The 18,296-nt window shown below is 72.3% G+C and carries 18 protein-coding genes; 11 read left to right on the top strand and 7 right to left on the bottom strand.

The window, feature by feature from the left end; translation table 11 throughout:
• The first annotated feature begins 178 nt into the window (after window positions 1-178).
• The 3 genes from G443_RS00595 to G443_RS00605 all read left to right on the top strand — a co-directional run bounded on the left by G443_RS00595 (window position 179) and on the right by G443_RS00605 (window position 3,265).
• On the top strand, window positions 179-838 hold the full coding sequence (locus tag G443_RS00595) for a UdgX family uracil-DNA binding protein (RefSeq protein ID WP_026418695.1): 660 nt from the start codon (window positions 179-181) through the stop codon (window positions 836-838).
• A gap of 97 nt (window positions 839-935) precedes the next feature.
• Entirely contained in the window at window positions 936-2,225 is a 1,290-nt protein-coding gene (locus tag G443_RS00600; protein WP_026418696.1) for a zinc-dependent alcohol dehydrogenase, read from the top strand.
• Complete coding sequence (locus G443_RS00605; protein ID WP_026418697.1) at window positions 2,222-3,265, top strand: NAD-dependent epimerase/dehydratase family protein; 1,044 nt, start codon at window positions 2,222-2,224, stop codon at window positions 3,263-3,265. Before G443_RS00600 ends, G443_RS00605 begins: the two co-directional genes overlap by 4 nt.
• Window positions 3,266-3,371: 106 nt before the next feature.
• Here the strand turns inward: G443_RS00605 and G443_RS00610 are convergent, their stop codons facing one another.
• From G443_RS00610 to sigK, 4 genes are all read right to left on the bottom strand, one after another.
• Window positions 3,372-3,848 (bottom strand): SRPBCC family protein, encoded by a 477-nt coding sequence (locus G443_RS00610; RefSeq protein ID WP_026418698.1) that lies wholly within the window; start codon window positions 3,846-3,848, stop codon window positions 3,372-3,374.
• Between the two features lie 281 nt (window positions 3,849-4,129).
• Complete coding sequence (locus G443_RS00615) at window positions 4,130-4,774, bottom strand: hypothetical protein (RefSeq protein ID WP_051313919.1); 645 nt, start codon at window positions 4,772-4,774, stop codon at window positions 4,130-4,132.
• A 230-nt stretch (window positions 4,775-5,004) separates the two neighbouring features.
• On the bottom strand, window positions 5,005-5,769 hold the full coding sequence (locus tag G443_RS00620; protein WP_026418700.1) for an anti-sigma factor: 765 nt from the start codon (window positions 5,767-5,769) through the stop codon (window positions 5,005-5,007).
• Window positions 5,766-6,380: an ECF RNA polymerase sigma factor SigK gene (sigK, locus tag G443_RS00625; RefSeq protein WP_081715427.1), complete on the bottom strand. Its 615-nt coding sequence runs from the start codon at window positions 6,378-6,380 to the stop codon at window positions 5,766-5,768. Before sigK ends, G443_RS00620 begins: the two co-directional genes overlap by 4 nt.
• A 546-nt stretch (window positions 6,381-6,926) precedes the next feature.
• Between sigK and G443_RS00630 the strand changes: the two genes are divergently transcribed.
• From G443_RS00630 to G443_RS00655, 6 genes are read left to right on the top strand one after another with little or no spacing between them, the layout of a single operon-like run.
• The gene (locus tag G443_RS00630) at window positions 6,927-8,534 is read left to right on the top strand and encodes an ABC transporter substrate-binding protein (protein ID WP_026418701.1); all 1,608 of its coding nucleotides are present in this window, start codon (window positions 6,927-6,929) and stop codon (window positions 8,532-8,534) included.
• 5 nt (window positions 8,535-8,539) lie between these two features.
• Window positions 8,540-9,502, top strand: coding sequence for an ABC transporter permease (locus G443_RS00635; RefSeq protein ID WP_026418702.1), 963 nt, complete (start codon window positions 8,540-8,542; stop codon window positions 9,500-9,502).
• Entirely contained in the window at window positions 9,499-10,383 is an 885-nt protein-coding gene (locus G443_RS00640; protein ID WP_026418703.1) for an ABC transporter permease, read from the top strand. Before G443_RS00635 ends, G443_RS00640 begins: the two co-directional genes overlap by 4 nt.
• A complete protein-coding gene (locus G443_RS00645; protein WP_026418704.1) occupies window positions 10,380-12,203 on the top strand; it encodes a dipeptide ABC transporter ATP-binding protein in 1,824 nt (607 codons plus the stop codon). The genes G443_RS00640 and G443_RS00645 overlap by 4 nt, the downstream gene beginning before the upstream one ends.
• On the top strand, window positions 12,200-14,224 hold the full coding sequence (locus G443_RS00650; protein WP_026418705.1) for a CocE/NonD family hydrolase: 2,025 nt from the start codon (window positions 12,200-12,202) through the stop codon (window positions 14,222-14,224). Before G443_RS00645 ends, G443_RS00650 begins: the two co-directional genes overlap by 4 nt.
• Window positions 14,221-15,144 (top strand): TetR/AcrR family transcriptional regulator, encoded by a 924-nt coding sequence (locus G443_RS00655; protein ID WP_245588778.1) that lies wholly within the window; start codon window positions 14,221-14,223, stop codon window positions 15,142-15,144. The genes G443_RS00650 and G443_RS00655 overlap by 4 nt, the downstream gene beginning before the upstream one ends.
• Window positions 15,145-15,736: 592 nt before the next feature.
• Here G443_RS00655 and G443_RS00660 read toward each other — a convergent pair.
• From G443_RS00660 to G443_RS00670, 3 genes are read right to left on the bottom strand one after another with little or no spacing between them, the layout of a single operon-like run.
• Window positions 15,737-16,129, bottom strand: a complete 393-nt coding sequence (locus G443_RS00660) for a hypothetical protein (RefSeq protein WP_155886114.1) — start codon at window positions 16,127-16,129, stop codon at window positions 15,737-15,739.
• Window positions 16,126-16,566, bottom strand: coding sequence for a hypothetical protein (locus G443_RS00665; protein ID WP_155886115.1), 441 nt, complete (start codon window positions 16,564-16,566; stop codon window positions 16,126-16,128). Before G443_RS00665 ends, G443_RS00660 begins: the two co-directional genes overlap by 4 nt.
• Before the next feature lie 29 nt (window positions 16,567-16,595).
• Window positions 16,596-16,781 carry a hypothetical protein gene (locus G443_RS00670; protein ID WP_026418709.1) on the bottom strand — a complete coding sequence of 62 codons (186 nt, stop codon included), beginning with the start codon at window positions 16,779-16,781 and terminating at the stop codon, window positions 16,596-16,598.
• Window positions 16,782-17,093: 312 nt separating this feature from the next.
• Between G443_RS00670 and G443_RS00675 the strand changes: the two genes are divergently transcribed.
• Window positions 17,094-17,960, top strand: a complete 867-nt coding sequence (locus G443_RS00675; protein WP_081715409.1) for a helix-turn-helix domain-containing protein — start codon at window positions 17,094-17,096, stop codon at window positions 17,958-17,960.
• Window positions 17,938-18,120, top strand: coding sequence for a DUF397 domain-containing protein (locus G443_RS00680; protein ID WP_081715410.1), 183 nt, complete (start codon window positions 17,938-17,940; stop codon window positions 18,118-18,120). The genes G443_RS00675 and G443_RS00680 overlap by 23 nt, the downstream gene beginning before the upstream one ends.
• Window positions 18,121-18,296: the final 176 nt, after the last annotated feature.

Consider the following 18,296-nt stretch of genomic DNA (forward strand, 5'->3'; position numbering starts at 1 on the left):
GGCGGCGACGCGACCGCGCGGGAGGGCAGGCCTCCCGCGAGAGGTTCGGAGGAGACCGGGCCGTGAACGGTGCCCGGCGGCGGGGCACCCGGAGGGGAACGGCGTTCCGTCCGAGGACGTCCGCGCAGCCGTCCAAGCAGGGAGCCTGCTCGGCGCGGCGAGACGAGGTGACGTGATCATGCCCGCTGAGCACACCGACGCCACCCCCTTCGTGCCGGCCCGGGCCGGACTGCCCGGACTGCGGCGGGCGGCCACGGCCTGCCGGGGCTGCGACCTCTACCGGGACGCCACGCAGGTCGTGTTCGGCCGGGGGCCGGCCACCGCCGAGGTCGTCCTGGTGGGCGAACAGCCGGGCGACCGGGAGGACATCGAGGGCACCCCGTTCGTCGGCCCCGCGGGCCGCGTGCTCGACCGAGGTCTCCGGGAGGCCGGGATCGACCGGGACCGCGCGTACCTCACCAACGCGGTCAAGCACTTCGGGTTCACCCGTGGCGGCACGGGCAAGCCACGCCCGCACCGCCAGCCCAACCGCACCGAACGCGTCGCCTGCCGCCCCTGGCTGCTGGCGGAACTCGCAGTCGTTCGCCCCCGACTGGTGGTGGCATTGGGGGCCGTGGCGGCGAAGTCCCTGCTGGGCGACTCGTTCCGGGTGACCCGGCACCGGGGCGAACCCCAGCGTTTCCCCGCCGGGGAACTCGGTCCGCGAAGGAGCGCGCCCGACCACCTGATCGCCACCGTCCACCCGTCGGCCGTGCTGCGGGCGAGGGACCGCGAGGACGCCTACGCGGGCTTCCTCGCTGACCTCACGGCAGCGGCGGACCTGCTGCGCCGGGTCTGACCGAGCGGGTCGGGCCCGGCCGGGCCACGTTTCGCGGCGTGGCGTCCGGGTAGGGGGACAGTGCGGAGGTTCACGGACGCTGGGCGGAAGGGGAAGGATGCGCGCGCTCACCTGGCACGGCCCCCGGTCGGTGCACGTCGACACCGTGGCGGACCCGACCATCGAGCAGCCGACGGACGCAATCATCCGGGTCACGGCGAGCGGGCTGTGCGGCTCGGACCTCCACCTCTACGAGCACGGCCTCGCGTTGGCGGTGAAACCCGGGGACATCCTGGGTCACGAGCCGATGGGCGTGGTCGAGGAGGTGGGGAGGTCGGTCCACCACATCCGGCCGGGGGACCGGGTGGTGGTGCCGTTCAACATCTCCTGCGGCGAGTGCTTCATGTGCCGGCGCCAGCTGTTCGCGCAGTGCGAGACGACGCAGAACCTGGGGGGCCGGAAGGGCGCATCGCTGTTCGGCTACACCCACCTCTACGGTGGGGTCCCCGGAGCGCAGGCCGAGTACCTGCGGGTTCCCCAGGCCCACTTCGGGCCCATCCGGGTACCCGAAGGGGTCCCCGACGAGGCGCTGGCGCTCCTCTCCGACGTGCTGCCCACGTCCTGGCAGGCCGTCGAGTACGCCGACGTCCCCCGAGGGGGCAGCCTCGCGGTCTTCGGCCTCGGCCCCATCGGACAGATGAGCGCCCGGATCGCCCTGCACCGGGGCGCCGGCCGGGTCCTCGCCGTCGACCCGTACCCCGACCGGCGCGCGTTCGCCGCCAGGGCGGGGATCGAGACGATCGATCCCCAGGACGGTGACCCGGTGGAACAGATCCGGGCCGGGACGGCCGGCCGCGGCGCCGACTCGGTGATCGACGCGGTGGGAATGGACTCGGAGGGGTCGGTCGTCGACCGGGTCACCCAGATCCTCAAGACGAAGCCCGACCGGTTGCACGCCCTGCACCAGTCCCTCGGAGCGGTGCGCCGGGGCGGCACCGTCTCGGTCAGCGGCGTGTACGCGGCGTGGATGCCGCGTTTCCCCCTGGGCGACCTGTTCGACCGCAACGTCACCCTGCGCTGGGGCCAGGCCCACGTCCGCGCGTGGACCGACACGTTGCTGGACGTGTTGCGGGACGGTGACCCGCTGGGGGCCGCCGAACTCGTCTCCCACCAGGTCCCGCTGCGGGACGCCCCCGAGTACTACGCGGCCTTCGCGAAGAAGCGTCCCGGCGTGCGGAAGGTGCTGTTGCGGCCGCACGGCCACCGAGGTTGGGCGTCGGGGGCGCGGGACGGGGACCGGGCGGTCCCCCGGGGCGGCCCCTCCCGCCGCCCAGGCCTCGGGCCGGGGTCCCCCGCGCGGGAGACGGGACCCACGAGCACGCAGCCCGGTGAGGAGGAGCCGTCGTGAGGATCGTCGTGGTCGGAGCCTCGGGGAACGTGGGGACGGCCGTGCTCGGTCGGCTGGCCCGCGACTACCCGCGGGCCGAACTGGTCGGGGTGAGCAGGCGGACGCCACCCCCCGCCCCGCCCTACCAGGGTGTCGGCTGGCACGAGATCGACATCGGCTCGGAGGACAGCACCCCACGTCTGGTCGAGGTGTTGCGGGGCGCGGACAGCGTCGTGCTCCTCGCCTGGCTGATCCAACCGAGCCACGACGAGCTCGCCCTGCACCGCACGAACGTCGAAGGCAGCAGGCGGGTCGCCGAGGCGTGCGTCCGAGCCGGCGTGCCCCACCTCGTGTACCTGTCCTCGGTGGGCGCGTACTCACCGGGTCCCAAACGTCGGGCGGTGGGGGAGGACTGGCCCACCGGGGGTGTCGCCGCGTCCTCCTACAGCCGGGACAAGGCGGCCGTCGAGGCCCTGCTGGACGAACTGGGTCGCCGTGAGCCAGGGCTCACCATCACCCGGTTCCGGCCGGGCCTGATCCTGCAACGGCGGGCCGCCGTCGAGATCGCCGGCTACTTCATCGGCCCACTGGTCCCCCGGTCGGTGTACCGGGGGGTGCGGCGGGGAAAGCTGCCCGTGCTACCGATGCCCTCCGAACTGACCCTCCAGTTCGTCCACACCGAGGATGTGGCCAGCGCCGTGTCGTTGGCCATCGGTCAGCGGGCGGCGGGGGCGTTCAACCTGGCCGCCGATCCGCCGATGCCGCCGGCCGAGCTGGCCCGCCTCCTCCACGCCAGGCACGTGCCGGTCGCGCCCTGGCTCGTCCGGGCCGCCGCGAGGGTGAGTTGGGCACTGCGCCTCCAGCCGACCTCGCCGGGCTGGGTGGACCTGGCCCGGTGGTGCCCGGTGCTGGACACGTCCAGAGCGTGGACGGAGCTGGGCTGGCGTCCGGAGCACGACGCGAGGGCGACCGTGCTGGAACTGCTGGAAGGGCTCGAAGCCGGTCGCGACCACCCGAGCCCCGCGCTGCGGTCGGGGCGGGGAACCGTCAACTCGACCTGACCCGCATCCTTCGCCACCCCGGCCGCGATCGGCGGCCGGTTCGACGTCCACGAGGCGGTCACGCACGTCCCCGGCCGGACACGCCCCGACCTGGGACCGGTCCGCGTCAGGGCAGGGTGGGCAGGATTTCCGCGAGCCGGCGCAGCGACTGGGCGGCTCCGTCGACCATGCCCACGCGGAGCATCGCGTCCCGTGCCTCCCTGCTGTCGAACCGGGAGACCGTGGTGACCGTGGTCCTCCCGTCCGCCTCCTCGAAGGTCACGGTGTCGACCAGGACCTCACCGGGCGCGCCCTCGAACTCGAAGGTGGAAACGATGCGTTCCGGGACGACGATCTCCTGGTACTCGCCGTGGAAGGCGTAGTCGTTCCCGTCGGGGTCGTGTTCGACGAAGCGGTAGGAACCGCCCGGCCGGAAGTCCAGCTCGCAGTCCATCGGGTTCCCGCGCGCCCACCAGCGCCGCAGGTGCTCGCAGCTGCCGTGCGCGGCGAAGACGCGGTCCCGGGGCGCGTCGAAGGTCCGGCTCATGGTGATCTCGACGTCCGACGGAGTGCTCACCGCCAACTCGCCAGCGTGCTCGGTCATCGTCGTCCTCCTCGTCCTCCACGGATCGGGGTGCTGGCCGCCGTTCGGCGGACCCCGGTCCCGTCTCCTCTGGTGCGCGTGCCCGTCGGCGGTCGTCGGCCCCCCGCTCGACCTCGCGCCGGCGGCGAGCGGGAACGTCCCGAAGGCCTCCGCCCACCGGGCGGCACGCGACCGGCCGCCGCGGCGCCTCCCTCGGCGCGGCACCCGCGCCGGGTCGAACGCACGCGCGCCAACCCACGGTCGCCCCGGTCGACCGGCGGGCCGGCGGCGGGGGAGACCTGTCAGGCCGTCGCCGTGGCGGAGCCGCGCCGACGTGCCCGCAGGCACCTCACCAGTTCCTCCCCGTAGGGCAGTGCGATCAGACCGAGGATGGCCCCACCGACCCCGGCCAGGTAGCGGGGCGGCAGCGACGGGCGCTTCAACCGGAGCGTCCAGGCCCGGCGGTCCCGGGCACCCCGCGCCAGCGCCTGGATCTGCTCCCAGTGCAGGCAGGCCAGCGCTCCACCAGCCATGAACGGCATGGCCTCCAGGAAACTGTGGACGTGCTGCTCGACGGGCCGGACCTCCCGCCCGCTCTCCTCCGCCGTCGTGACATCCCACAACGCGGTGGCCTCGTGCGCGAGGATCGCGGCCACGATGATCGTCAGCACGAGGGGGTTGACCTCGCACACCAGGGCGATGGCGATCGGCACGCCGACCTCGGTCATCATCAGGGCGTGGATCAGCGACTCCTGGACCCCGGCGGTGTGCTCGATGTCGGTGCGCCGGTGTAGCGCCCAGTCGAGCAAGCCGGGGACGAACCAGGCGGGGAGGAGCCCGTACACCAGGTAGCGCAGGGTCGCGGTCTCGACGTCCCGCGCTCGCTCGGGTACGCGTCGGCTCGGTCCCAGTACCGCTGACCGGAGCCGGGACAACGGTGCGCGCATGCGCTCCTCCTCCGCTCGGACCACCGGCCGGCGGTGAAGTCTCCCGGGGCCGCCACCGTGCTCCGGGTACCCGAGCGCCCCGGGGGCAAACGAGCCAGCGCCGCGCACCCGGGGTGGTGCGGCGAGTCGCGCCGGCGGTCCGGGCCCGTGCGTGCGGCCCGGACCGCCCGCCGCGCGGGGGCGCGGCGGATCCGCCCTCGTCCCTCCCGGACGAGCCGTCGTCCGGCCCGTCAACCGCTCAGGGAGAGCACCATCACCGGATCCGTGGTGGGTTGGCGTGACCCGCCCGCCGGCTCGACAGTAACCCCGATCCGTTCGGCCCCGTCCAGACCCTTCACCAGCACCACGGGTCCCTCCCCGTCGTCGAGCATCCCCGCCGGCCTGGCGTGCTGGTCGTCGATCAGCCACAGCTGGTAGCCGTGGTCGGCCGGCGCGTCCGGCATGCCCGACACCAGGAGGACGGCCCGGTCGGCCTCCCGGGAGACGACGGCGGTGGCCGTACCCCCACCCTCGCTCTCCCCACTGACCACCCTGGTGTCCTCGGAGGCCAACAGGTCGGACAGCGCCGGCCCCGCCTCTCCGGCGAGCTCCTCCCGGAGCGTGTCCCGCTCCTCGCGCAGCTGGATGGCCTGCCCGCCCAGCACGCCGGCCAGCACCGCGGTCGCGGCGGCCAGCGCGAGCGCCGAGCGCACCACCCACCGCCGACCCGCACCAGAACGCACGTCCGGGGCGGGGGCCCCGGCCCGTGTCCCGTCGTCCACCAGCGGGGGTTCCTGGCGGACCGTGGCGACCTCGGCCATGACCCGCTCGCGCAGGCCGGGGCACGGGGTGGTCGGCAGCGCCCCCGCCACCCGCGCCGCCGTCGCCCGCAGTTCCCGCACCTCCTGCGCGCACACCGGGCAGGCCGCGAGGTGCTCCTCGAACGCCGTCCGCTCCTCGCCGGTGACCGCGTTGAGCGCGTAGGCGCCCGTCAACGAATGGATGTCCACGCTCACTGTCCCACCCCCAGGCAGTCACGCAGCCGGATCAGGGCGTCCCGCATCCGGGTCTTGACCGTCCCCAACGGCGCCCCGAGGAGCTCCGCCACCTGCCGGTAGGTGTGCCCCCGGTAGAAGGCGAGCAGCACCGACTCCCGCTGGAGGCTCGTCAACGTGGAGACGCAGCGCCGCACCTGCGCCTGTTCCAGCCGGATCGCGACGGTCTCCGCGACCTCGTCGAAGGGCCGCCGTTCGTCGAGCCGGCCCACCCTCGACTCCCGGTCCGTCGCGGACTGCTCGGAGCGGACCCGGTCCACCGCCCGCCGGTGGGCCATCGTCAGGGCCCAGGTCGTCGCGGACCCCAGTGCCGGGTCGTACCGGGGTGCCGTGCGCCACAGCTCGACCAGGACCTCCTGCGCGACCTCCTCGGACTGGGCCGGATCGCGCAGCACCGTCCGCACCAGGGACAGCACGGGGCCGGAGAGGAGGTCGAACAGCTGCCCGAAGGCGGTCTCGTCCCCTCTGGCGACCCGCACCATCAGCTGCTCCGCGGTGGGGGCGTCCTGGTCCGGCCGGCCCGCCCCGTCCTGCTCCGGGGGCCGGCCGGCCCGTTCCGTCCACTCAGCCATGACCACCTTCATCGTCGAGCCGACTCGTCACGTCCGTCCTTCGGTGCGGCGAGCCGCGCGGATTGGCCGTCCACCCCGGCCGTGACACCGTGATCCGGACGTTCCCGGCGGTGGACGACCGTGGACGGTCGACCGCCGGCCGCCGATCGATCGTCCCAAGCCCCGCCCCCGGCGGATCACCGTGACGGGCCGAACTCCCTCCGTCGCCAGGGCAGTGTTTCCCGTCACTACCGGCGGGAAGCCGTAACGGTCCTGCCCGCCGGTTCTCGGGGCCTTCGCCGCGCCGGGGCCCACCGGGCGGTGGTGTGGGCCGACTCCCCGGCACGAACAGCGGTTTCCTCCCGCTTCGAGGTGACCCGTGTCGGTGCGTGAGGCGGTCGTGAGGCCCTCGATCCGAGGGCCCGTCCGCCTCGTCTCCGCCCGGGTCTCCACGGGGCCGGGGGCTTGGTCTCCTCGCGGTGTCTGTCTATCGTGCAGCGGTCCAACTCAATCGCTCAGTGAACGAATAAGGGCGAGACGAGGCACCCAGCCAGGGCGAGGAGGAAGATGCGCCACGGCAGCACCAGCGTCCGACCACCCGGGGGGATCAGCCGCCGCTCCCTGCTCGCCGGCGGGCTGGGCGCCCTCGGGGCCACCTGGCTGGCCGCGGGGTGCTCCTCGTCCGGACCAGCCTCCCGCGCCCTCCCCGTGGAGGCGGCGACCGGCGACCCGGCCAGCGGAGGGGTGCTGCGCATCGCGCGGCCCCCGGCCTCCGACGCCGAGACGCTGGACCCGGCGAGCGCGCTCTCCGCCTACGAGTACCTCGGCGCCGTCTACAACAGGTTGACCAGGATCGGGGAGGACGGCTCCGTCGTCGCCGACCTCGCGGAGGGCTGGGAACCGTCCCCGGACGGCACCCGGTGGACCTTCGCCCTGCGCCGCGGCGTGACCTTCCACGACGGCAGGCCCTTCACCTCCGCCGACGCCCGCTACACGCTGCGGCACCTGCTGGACCCGGACGTGGCATCGCCGCAGGCCGGGGTCCTGGCGCCGATGCTCGAACCGGGCGGGATCCACACCCCGGACCCCCACACGCTCGTGGTCGACCTCACCCGGCCCAACGCCGAGTTCCCGAGCCTGCTGACCTCGTACAACTGCTACGTCATCCCGGACGGCAGCGCCGAGGCCGGCGGGCGGCACATCGGCGAGACCGGGGTCGGGACCGGCCCGTTCCGACTGGAGTCCTTCACCCCCGCCGGCCGGGGCCGGGTGGTGGCCAACCCCGAGTACTGGGAGGGGCGGCCGGTGCTCGACGAGATCGAGTTCTACGCCATCCCGGACACCCAGGCCCGGTCGAACGCGCTGCTCGCCGGCCAGGTGCACCTCCTCTCCCAGACCAACCTGGACTTCGCCACGGCACGCGTCATCAACGCCTCCGACCGGGCGACCATCGCCCGGTCGGTGAACTCGCAGTGGTACGGCCTCCCGATGCTGTGCACCGCCGAGCCCTTCACCGATCCGTCGGTCCGGCAGGCGATGAAGCTCGCCTACGACCCCCAGGCCGTGCTCGACGTCGCCCTCCAGGGAGCCGGGGTCATCGGGAACGACAACCCCGTACCCCCCGAGGAGCCCTACTGGACCGACTACCGCGTCGAACGGGACCCCGAGCACGCGCGTTTCCTGCTCCGCCGAGCCGGGCTGGAAGGCCTTCGCCTCGACCTGCACACCTCCGCCTACGACCCGGTCTTCACGCCGATGGCGTTGGCGTTCCGGGACTCGGTGCGGGAGGCCGGGATCACCCTCGACGTCCGGACCGCGGCCGCCGAGTCGTACTTCTCCCAGATCTGGATGCAGAAACCACTGATGGCGACCTACTGGTACACCGGCCGGCCCATCGAACAACTCCTCAACCAGATCTTCCGAGGTGGTTCGAGCTACAACGAGACGGCCTGGGCCGACGACCGCTTCGACGGGCTCCTCGACGAGGCCAGGGGTGAGATGGACGCCGACCGCCGCCGGATGCTCTACCAGGACGCCCAGCGGTACGTGGTCGACCACGGTGGCTCGATCACCCCGGTGTTCGCCGACCGCCTGGTGGGTCTCTCCCGTGACGTCCTCAACTACCGGGAGCACGGGTTCGAGTTCGACTACCTCAACATCGGGCTGCGGAGGTGACCGGCATGCTGTCCTTCGTCGCCAGACGACTGTTCTCCGCGCTGCTGACCATCGCGCTGTCCTCCGTGCTCATCTTCCTCGCGCTCCAGGCCCTCCCCGGCGACGTCGCCAGCCAGATCCTGGGGCGGGACGCGACCCCCGAGGCGGTGGCGACGCTGCGGGAGCAGCTCGACCTCGACCAACCCGCCTGGCAGCGCTACCTCGAGTGGGTCGGGGGCGCCGTCACCGGGGACCTCGGCACCTCCCTCGCCTCGGGGGAGCCGGTGGCGGCGGAGGTGGGCCTGCACCTGCGCAACACCCTGCTCATCGCCGTGGTCACCATCCTCGTCGCGGTCACGCTCTCCGTGGTGCTCGGCGTGCTCGCCGGCCTCTACCGCGACCGCTGGCCCGACACGCTGATCTCCGGGCTCAGCCTCGTCGGCATGAGCGTGCCCGAGTTCGTGGTGGCGACCCTGCTGGTCCTGGCGCTGTCCATCACCGTGCCGGTGCTGCCCGCCGTGGTGCTCGACGGGCCATCGGCCAGCATCGGGGAGCTGCTCCCCGCCGTCTGGTTGCCCGCCGCCGCCCTCGGCGTCGCGATGACCGCCTACATCGTCCGCATGGCACGCACCAGCGTGATCGACGTGATGGCCGGGGAGTTCGTCACGACGGCCACCCTCAAGGGGCTCGGGCGCTGGCGGGTGGTGACCCGGCACGCCCTGCCCAGCGCCCTGCTGCCGACGCTGAACGTGATCGCCATGAACATCGCCTGGCTGGTCGGGGGTGTCGTCGTCGTGGAGAACGTCTTCAACTACCCGGGGGTGGGCAGTCTGATGCTCCAGGCGGTGCACAACCGCGACCTGCCGATGTTGCAGGCCATCGCGCTGATCAGCGCCACCGTCTACGTGCTGTGCAACCTCGCCGCCGACCTCGGCGCGATGGCGCTCAACCCGAAACTGCGGAGCAGGGAGCAGGTGGGGCTGCGATGAGCGGGACTGGTACCGACACGACCGGGCGGCGAGGAACGCTCACCGGTCTCCTGGGAGCGTTGCGGGGTTCGACCACGGCGTGGGTGGGCCTGGCGCTGGTCGCGGCGCACCTGCTGGTCGCCCTCCTCGCCCCGCTGGTCGCCCCCCACTCCCCGGTGGAGAACGACCCGGCCAACGCCCTCGCCGGGCCTGGCTGGGCGCACTGGGCCGGCACCGACCAGTACGGACGTGACGTCCTCAGCCGCGTGCTGCACGGCGGGCGCTACGCCCTGATGGTGTCCTTCGGGGCCACCGTCCTCGCCGTGGCCCTGGGCACCGTGATCGGTTGCGTGGTGGCGTTGCGCGGGGGTTGGTTGGACAACCTGGTGATGCGGGTGATGGACGCCGTGCTGTCCATCCCGCCGGTCCTGGCCCTGCTGGTGGTCGTGACCGTGCTGGGGGCGGGCCCGCTGGTCATCGTCCTCGCCGTCAGCCTCGTCTACACGCCGGCGGTCACCCGCGTCGTCCGGGCCGCCGCCCAGGGGGTGGCCCCCAGCGACTACGTCACCGCGGCCAGGGTCCGGGGCGAACGGACGACGTCGATCCTGTTCCGGGAGGTGCTGCCCAACATCGTCGACGTGGTCTGCGTCGAGTTCGCCATGCGGGCCTCCTGGGTGATCCTGCTGATCAGCTCGCTGTCCTTCCTGGGCTTCGGCGCGAACCCGCCGACGCCGGACTGGGGGCTGATGGTCGCGGAGAACAGGACGGCGATCACCGTGGTGCCGATGGCGAGCCTGGCGCCGATCATCGCGCTGGCGACCCTGGTCATCGGGTTGAACCTGGCGGCAGACGGGTTGTCCAAGGCATGGGGAGTCGACCGGGTGCGGAAGGGGCGCGCATGACCGAGCGGGAAGCGACCGGCGGGAAGCCGGTCGTCGAGATCACCGGGCTGACCGTGTCCTACCGCTCCGCGGGCCGGGACGTGGTCGTCGCCAACGAGGTCGACCTGGCGGTGCGCGCCAACGAGACGGTGGCCGTGGTGGGAGAGTCGGGGTCGGGGAAGTCGACCGTGGCCGGCACCGTGCTCGGCCACCTGCGGCACGGCTCGCGACTCGCCGGCGGCCGGGTGCTGGTCGACGGGCAGGACGTGTTCGCCCTGCCGCCCCGGCAGCTCCGCGCCCTGCGGGGCGGGACCGTCGCGATGGTGGCGCAGAACGCGGGACAGGCGCTCACCCCGTCGATGCGGGTGGGACGCCAGATCGCCGAAGCGCTGCGGGGCCGGGGGCTGGACCGCCGCGCGTTGGACGCCGCCGTGGTCGAGCTGCTCGACCAGGTACGACTGCCCAACCCGGCGGAGCTGGCCCGGCGGTACCCGCACCAGCTCTCCGGCGGCCAACAGCAGCGGGTGGCGATCGCGATGGCCGTGGCCGCGCGCCCCCGCGCGCTCGTGCTCGACGAGCCCACCACCGGGCTGGACGTCGTTACCCAGGGCGGGATCCTCCGCCTGCTCGACACGCTGAGCTCCGAACTGGGCCTGGCGACGGTCCTGGTGAGTCATGATCTCGGGGTGGTGGCGAGCATGGCGGACCGGGTGCTGGTGATGCGCCGGGGTGAGGTCGTGGAGGAAGCCGACACCGAGCGGCTGTTCGCCGACCCGCGCCACCCCTACACCCGGACCCTGCTGGCGAGCGTCCCCAGGATCACCGACGGGGGTCTCGTCGAGGTGGGCGAGGACGGCGGCCGCACCGTGCGGCGGCGCGAGCCGGTGGCGGACGCACCACCCGTCGTCTCCCTGCGGGACGTCCGCATCGGGTACGGGAGGCGCCGGCGCACCCGCCGAGCCCACGCCGAACCCCGCCCCGCCGTCGACGGGGTCTCCCTGGAGCTGCGCCGTGGCGAGGTGCTGGCGCTGGTGGGTGAGTCGGGCAGTGGGAAGACCACCCTGGCCTGGTCGCTGGCCGGCCTGCGCCCCCCGAGCGAGGGCGAGATGCGGTACACCGACCACGGGCGGTCCGACGACCTCGCCCAGCCCGCCGCCCGCCGGGCCACCGACCTGCGCCGCCGGGTGCAGCTGGTCTTCCAGAACGCCGACACCGCGCTCAACCCGCGTCGGCGCGTCGCCGAGGCGGTTCGGCGTCCACTCCGGATGTTCGGCCTGGCGCGTGGCCGCCGGGAACTGGACGAGCGGACCCGAGGGCTGGTCGCGGACGTCCACCTGGACCCGGCCCTGACCGAACGGCTGCCGGCCCAGCTCTCCGGCGGCCAACGGCAGCGCGTCGGCATCGCCCGGGCACTGGCGGGCGAACCGGACGTCGTGATCGCGGACGAGATCACCACCGCGCTCGACGTGTCCGTGCAGGCCTCGATCCTCGCCCTCCTCGACGACCTCCGGGCGCGACGGCGGCTGGCCTGCCTGTTCATCAGCCACGACCTGGCCGTGGTGCGGGGCATCGCCGACCGCGTCGTCGTCCTCCGGCACGGTGTCGTCGTCGAGGAGGGCCCCACCGAAGCGGTCTTCGCGGGCCCCAACCACCCGTACACCAGCACACTGCTCGCCGCCGCGCTCGAACCCGACCCGACCTCGGCCCGCCGACGGGCCGAGAACCGGGACGCGCCACCCGTCCAGTGGGCCGATGACGCGGCCGACGGGGCGGTGTGGGAAGAACTAGGGGCAGGCCACCGAATCCGGCGGTGGCGGGAGGTCGGCAAGGAGGACCGGTGAGATACCGCGAGGAGTTCGCCCGTGACGTCGAGGTCGAGGACACCTGGATCCCGATGCGGGACGGCACGCGGTTGCACGCCCGCATCTGGCGTCCCGTGGACGCGGTCGACCGGCCGGTCCCGGCGCTGCTGGAGTACCTGCCCTACCGCAAGGGGGACTGGACGGCCCCCCGGGACGCCCAGCGCCACCCCTGGTACGCCGGCCACGGCTACGCCTCGGTGCGGGTGGACCTGCGGGGCAGTGGCAACTCCGAGGGCGTGATGCGGGACGAGTACTCCGAACAGGAACTGGCCGACGGCGTCGACGTCGTCCACTGGCTCGCCGAGCAGCCGTGGTCCACGGGGCGGGTCGGCATGTTCGGGATCTCCTGGGGCGGCTTCAACTCCCTCCAGGTCGCGGCGCTGCGTCCCGAACCGCTCAAGGCCGTCGTGACCGTCTGCTCCACCGACGACCGCTACGACAACGACGTGCACTACGTCGGCGGCGCCGTCCTCGGCATCGACATGCTGGCGTGGGCGGGCACGATGTTGGCCTTCACCTCCCGCCCGCCGGACCCGGCCGCCGTCGGGGACCGGTGGCTGCCGATGTGGCGGGAACGGCTCGACGCGCTGGAGCCGTTCCTGCACACCTGGTTGGCCCACCAGCAGCGGGACGACTACTGGCGGCACGGCAGCGTCTGCGAGGACTACTCGGCCATCGACGCCGCCGTCCTCGCCGTCGGCGGCTGGGCGGACCCCTACCGCGACACGGTGCTCCGGCTCGTCGAACACCTCGACGCCCCCGTTCGGGGCATCATCGGCCCCTGGGCGCACCGCTACCCGGACATCGAACTGCCGCCAGGACCCGCCATCGGGTTCCTGCAGGAGACCCTGAGGTGGTGGGACCACTGGCTCAAGGGCGAGGACAACGGCGCGATGGACACGCCGCCGCTGCGCACCTGGATGCAGGAACCCGTCCCACCACGAACCAGCTACCCGGAGCGGCCGGGGCGGTGGGTTGGTGACCCCAGCTGGCCCTCCCCCTCCGTGAACTGGCAGACCCGCCCGTTCGCGGGGGACCTGCGGGGACCGGCCACGATGGGCGACGGGCGCGTCGTCATCTCCAGCCCCCAGCACACCGGGGTGGACGCCGGTCGCTACTTCCCGTTCGGCAACGCCACCGACCTGCCACCCGACCAGCGGGAGGAGGACGGCCGGTCGACCTGCTTCGACTCGGCCCCCCTGACCGAGCGGCTGGAGATCCTCGGGCGGGCCAGGGTGCGGCTCCGCATGGACTGCGACGTCACCAGGGCCAACGTGATCGTCCGGCTCTGCGACGTCGCCCCCGACGGGTCCTCCACCCTCATCAGCCGGGGCGTGCTGAACCTGGCGAGCCGGGACGGCCGGGACCGGGCGGTGCCCTGGCACCCCGGGACGAAGGAGGACGTGGAGGTCGAGCTGACCGCCACCGGGTACGCCGTTCCCGCCGAGCACCGCCTGCGGGTCGCGGTGTCCACCGCGTACTGGCCCTGGGTCTGGCCCCAGCCCACCAGCCCGGTGCTGCGGGTACGAGCCCAGGACAGCGCGCTGCTGCTGCCCGTGCGGGACCCGGGGGCCGACGCGGGTGCCGCCCCGATCGAGTTCGAGGAGCCGGAGCAGGCGCCGCCGCTGCCCGTGCGGTCCGGTCTCACGCCGGATCGCCCGGAGCGGGTCGTCCGCCACGACGTCGCCACCGGCGAGTGGACCCTCCAGGTGGACCCCAACTACGGGGGTTCGCGGACCTTCCCCGACGGGATGGAGTACTCGGAGAGCGCCCTGGAGACCTACCGCATCCGGGCGGACGACCCCCTCTCCGCCTCCGCCACCTCGACGTGGACCATCCGGTTGCGGCGGGAGGACTGGGACGTGCGGATCGACACGAAGTCCGACCTGCGGGCCACGGCGGACGAGTTCGTCCTGGAGAGCCGGGTCACCGCCGTCGCCGACGGCGAGACGGTCAGCGACCGCACCTGGCACCGCCGACTCCCGAGGACCTCGGGTTGAGCGCAGGGTTCCCGGGGTCCGCGACCTCCGAGGTCGCGGACCCCGCCCAGGATCACGCGGACGGCGACCTCCCGACGCCGGGAGCCGGGCGGGCGTCGCCGCCCCCCGCCGCCCGGGTCTCCGAACCGCGAACCGGCGCCGGGTCGGAGACTCCCGCCCGGGACGGGGCGGTGGACGGGGGATCTCCCGAGGACGGTGCCGAGGCGGGTCGGGACGGGCAGCCGACGATGGCCACCGACACCGGGGTGGCCGTGGCGGAGACCCCTCCCGGGGAGCAGCCGAGGGCGCGGCGAGGACGCCGGGCGGTCACCCCGGCTACCAGGACCCGCCAGCCCACCGAGGTGCGCCGCCGACTCGTGCTGGAGGCGGCGCTCCCGCTCATCGGCGAACGCGGCCTGGCCGGGATCGGCATCCGTGACATCGCCAGGGCGGCCGGTGTCTCGGTCGGCACGGTCACCTACCACTTCCACAGCGTGCGGGAGATCCTGTCCGAGGCGATCGCCCTGGAGATCGAGCAGTACTACGATCCGGTGCTCGCCGAGGCGCGTCGCAGCAGGTCCGCCGTCGAGGGGTTGCGCGGGCTCGTCGAGGCGGCCTTCACCGAGGACACCGCTCGGCACTGGCGGTTGTGGTTCGACTACTGGAGCGCCGGCCGGCACGACGACGCCTTCGCCGACCGCCAGTCCGGCCGGTACGACCGGTGGCATGCCCAGATCCTGGAGTTGATCCGGCGTGGGGTCGCCGAGGGGGAGTTCGGCTGCCCGGACCCGGAGGAGTCCGCCGTCCACCTCGTGGCGCTGATCGACGGTCTCGCGCTGCAACGGTTGCGGCAGGCGCCGCCGCTGAGCGCCGAGCGGGCCCGGCGGCACCTCCACCGGTTCGTCGAGACCGAGCTGCGCCTCCGGCCCACGGGGGACTGAGGGGACACCCCGTGCCAGGCCGGGCTCCGTGCGCTGAGCGCGGGCCACGGCAGGCTTCTCGCGAGTGCGTGCGTGCGACACCCAGGCGCGCGGTGAATCGCACAGGATGGGCCAGCGGATCGACCACCGCGTTCCCTTGCGAGACGGCGGCCGGGACGTACCGTCGCCTTGACCTGACCAACCCGTCCCCGGCCGGTGAACATCTCTCGGCGGGTTCGGGCGCTGGTGGTCGCGGCGACCGTGGCGCCCACCCGGGACGTGCTCCCGGCGGCACAGTGGCTCGTGGACGGGGAGGCAGTATGACCGCGCTCGCCGGTTCCCTTCCCCGACCGCTCTCTGACGACGTCTCGACCGGGCGGATCCGCGCCCACCAGCAGCACGCGGACAGCGTGGTCACCCTGTACCGGCGCCCGCGCCCGCCCGACGATGAGAAGGTGGCCGCGCTGGTGACGATGCACCGACGTGGATGTGTCCGATGGGCGCGCAGCATCCAGGTGCGACGGTGCGGCGGACGAAGTCCGGCCGGGACCGACTGGGCGCATGGAGGAATCCCCGTATCCAGTATCAACTGGATACGGGGATTCCTCCTGCTCTATTCCTGGAACTCGAAGTAATCCAGGATGATCATCAGCAGCGGTGTCAGCCGGCCCACCAGCGCACGCCCTCCTTCGGTGAGCTGGTGGCGCCGCAACACTGGCGCCCCGGGGGCAGGGCTGGCGCGGGCCACGCCCCGCAGCAGCAGGTGACGACGCTGGAGGTGCTTGCGGACCGCCTCCCACGCCGGGTGGGACAGCCCCACCTGGTGGCGTACCGCGCTGGCCGTGGTGGGGCCGTCGGCGACGATCTCCAGCACGGCCGCGCCGGCCACGGTCAGCCCGTGCACCCGGCAGGCCGTGGCGGTCAGCACCGTGACCGGCGCCGACCGGTCGAGGCGTCCCGCGAGGACGGCGTGGGTGAGCCGGGTGGCGGGCGCGTACGGGCTCACCACGGTTCCCCTTCCCTGTTGTGGGGGAACCAGCAGGCCAGGCAGAACTCCACCCCGGGAGTGAGCAGGCTGAGGAGTTCGGTATCGGCTGCTGGTGCCCGGATGCCGCATTCCGTCCACACGTCGACGTCGGTGCGTTCCCGCGTCAGGTGAGCCGCCGTGTATCCGGGCACGACCAGCGCCGCGAACAGGTCAGGTTTCATGATCTGCGCACAGTGCCCGCAGGGCTGGTACGGGATCTCGTCTGGTCGTTCCTCGTGGCCCACGACGACCGCGTGTCCGCAGACGGTGTGGACGGTAGTACCGGTGAGGTGTTCGCCGTAGGTGCCGATTACCAGGTGCCGCCACCACAACCAGCCGGCAGGTGGTCGCGCGTCGATCCGCCAGACCGGTGGCAGACTCCCCGGCCCCACGAATCGGTGTACATGTCCATTCATTGAGCGTCCCCCGACAACGGTCAACAGGATCAGGCGGCCAGGGCCGCCAGGATGGCCAGAACCGTGACCGCGGCCAGCAGGGCCAGGGCGACCACGCGCGCCACCGTGGCGATACGCCGACGGCGCCGACGACGTCGCTGCGCCTCGAAGGCACGCACCGCGAGGAGGTCGCGTGCCCGTGCGGTGTCAGCGAGGTCCCCGCCGTGACCGGTCACCGGGTACCCCCACCCGTCAGCGAGCGGAAGCTTCGCGTCGCGGGGTCGTACTCGACAGCTCGGTGCTTGTCAGGCTCCGGTGGCAAGCCTCGTTCCGCGAGCCACGCCGCGCCCCGCAACAACAGGGCTACGCCCATCCCCGACACGACCAGCCAGACCAACGCCCACATAGCGGCCCCTTCTGCCGTTTGGCTGCTGTATCCGATACAGCTCCACTGTCCACGTAAGAGTTGCTGTGTCTCACACATCGCGTCTAGTGCCCAGTCGAGTGAACTGTTACTGGTACGTATGTCGATCCACTAGGCTGCTGCCATGTCACGGACACTGCGAACACCCGTCGCGCGGGCGCTGGGAGCAGCCATCGGCCGAGCGCGCACGGAAGCAGGCGTTGGAGTTCGCGAACTTGCGCGCCTCGCGGGGAAGAACGGGGCGTGGGTGAACCGCCTCGAACGCGGTGAGGTCGAGTTCTCAGAAGAGATCCTGAACGAGCTCGCGGACCTCCTGGAAGTCTCCCTTGATGTCAAGAGGCGGTGGCTTGACCGTTTCGCCGACCTGCGCGTCAGCCCGTGGACTCCCAGCGCGGCGATTGATGACGAGCTGTCCGCGTTGATCTCGTACGAAGTCGAGGCAGACCACATCGTTAACGTCAGCTCGTACATTCCGGGCCTACTGCAAACTCGCGACTACGCTACGGCTGTCATCACTGCCGACGACGAAGCATCAAACATAGGCGATCTGCTCTACATTAGGGCTGGTCGGCAAGGTGTGCTCACCGGGCGGCGTGCTCCCCGCTACACCGCATTCTTGGATGAAGCGGCACTTGCGCGCCCTGCTGGCTCAAGTGAGGTCATGTCCGATCAAATCCGGTACATGCTTCGCGTATCGGAAGAGCCAAACATCACTGTGAGAATGATCTCATTTTCAGCGGGATGCTATCTCGGTCAGATCAGCCCGTTTATGCTCCTGACGTTTCCCGAGAACGAAACATCTCCGCTAGTCTACCTGGAGAACCTGCGTACGGCGTCATGGCTGGACCGGGAGCGCGACACGGAAATTTTCGTGCGAGCAGTCGAAAAGCTGCACACCATCGCGCTCAACGTCGACGAAAGCAATGACGTCCTGCTCAAGTACCAGGCGAAGTATGATGAGGAGAGTCATGGGCATCAAAACTTGGCGTAAGTCGAGTCGGAGCGGCGACAGTGGGCAGTGTGTTGAGGTAGGCCGCGCCGCCGACCTCGCGGCCGTCCGCGACACCAAGAACCGTGACGGCGGAATGCTGGTCGTCGACCGTGACACGTTCGCGGCCTTCCTCTCGGCAGTGAAGTCCGGCCGCCTGTAACCAGTCTCCAACGAGCCCTCGATCAGCGTCACACCTGGTCGGGGGCTCGTTCCACGTCGTTCACGAGAACCACGCGATATCGCCGAAGTCGACTTCTCGTCCGCTCTCCTCGTACTCCGGAGAACTCGCCGGTAGTGCCGTTCCGTCAACATCGCTCTGACCAGTCAGGTTGGCAC

Source organism: Actinoalloteichus caeruleus DSM 43889 (genome assembly GCF_000429185.2).
Classification (GTDB): domain Bacteria; phylum Actinomycetota; class Actinomycetes; order Mycobacteriales; family Pseudonocardiaceae; genus Actinoalloteichus_B; species Actinoalloteichus_B caeruleus.

Excerpts from the sequence above, each read along its gene's own strand:
- G443_RS00610 (WP_026418698.1), bottom strand. The coding sequence starts at position 3,848 with ATGACCGAGCACGCTGGCGAGTTGGCGGTGAGCACTCCGTCGGACGTC.
- G443_RS00635 (WP_026418702.1), top strand. The coding sequence starts at position 8,540 with ATGCTGTCCTTCGTCGCCAGACGACTGTTCTCCGCGCTGCTGACCATC.
- G443_RS00615 (WP_051313919.1), bottom strand. The coding sequence starts at position 4,774 with ATGCGCGCACCGTTGTCCCGGCTCCGGTCAGCGGTACTGGGACCGAGC.
- G443_RS00675 (WP_081715409.1), top strand. The coding sequence starts at position 17,094 with ATGTCACGGACACTGCGAACACCCGTCGCGCGGGCGCTGGGAGCAGCC.
- G443_RS00595 (WP_026418695.1), top strand. The coding sequence starts at position 179 with ATGCCCGCTGAGCACACCGACGCCACCCCCTTCGTGCCGGCCCGGGCC.
- G443_RS00640 (WP_026418703.1), top strand. The coding sequence starts at position 9,499 with ATGAGCGGGACTGGTACCGACACGACCGGGCGGCGAGGAACGCTCACC.
- G443_RS00600 (WP_026418696.1), top strand. The coding sequence starts at position 936 with ATGCGCGCGCTCACCTGGCACGGCCCCCGGTCGGTGCACGTCGACACC.
- G443_RS00630 (WP_026418701.1), top strand. The coding sequence starts at position 6,927 with ATGCGCCACGGCAGCACCAGCGTCCGACCACCCGGGGGGATCAGCCGC.
- G443_RS00665 (WP_155886115.1), bottom strand. The coding sequence starts at position 16,566 with ATGAATGGACATGTACACCGATTCGTGGGGCCGGGGAGTCTGCCACCG.
- G443_RS00680 (WP_081715410.1), top strand. The coding sequence starts at position 17,938 with ATGGGCATCAAAACTTGGCGTAAGTCGAGTCGGAGCGGCGACAGTGGG.
- sigK (WP_081715427.1), bottom strand. The coding sequence starts at position 6,380 with ATGGCTGAGTGGACGGAACGGGCCGGCCGGCCCCCGGAGCAGGACGGG.
- G443_RS00645 (WP_026418704.1), top strand. The coding sequence starts at position 10,380 with ATGACCGAGCGGGAAGCGACCGGCGGGAAGCCGGTCGTCGAGATCACC.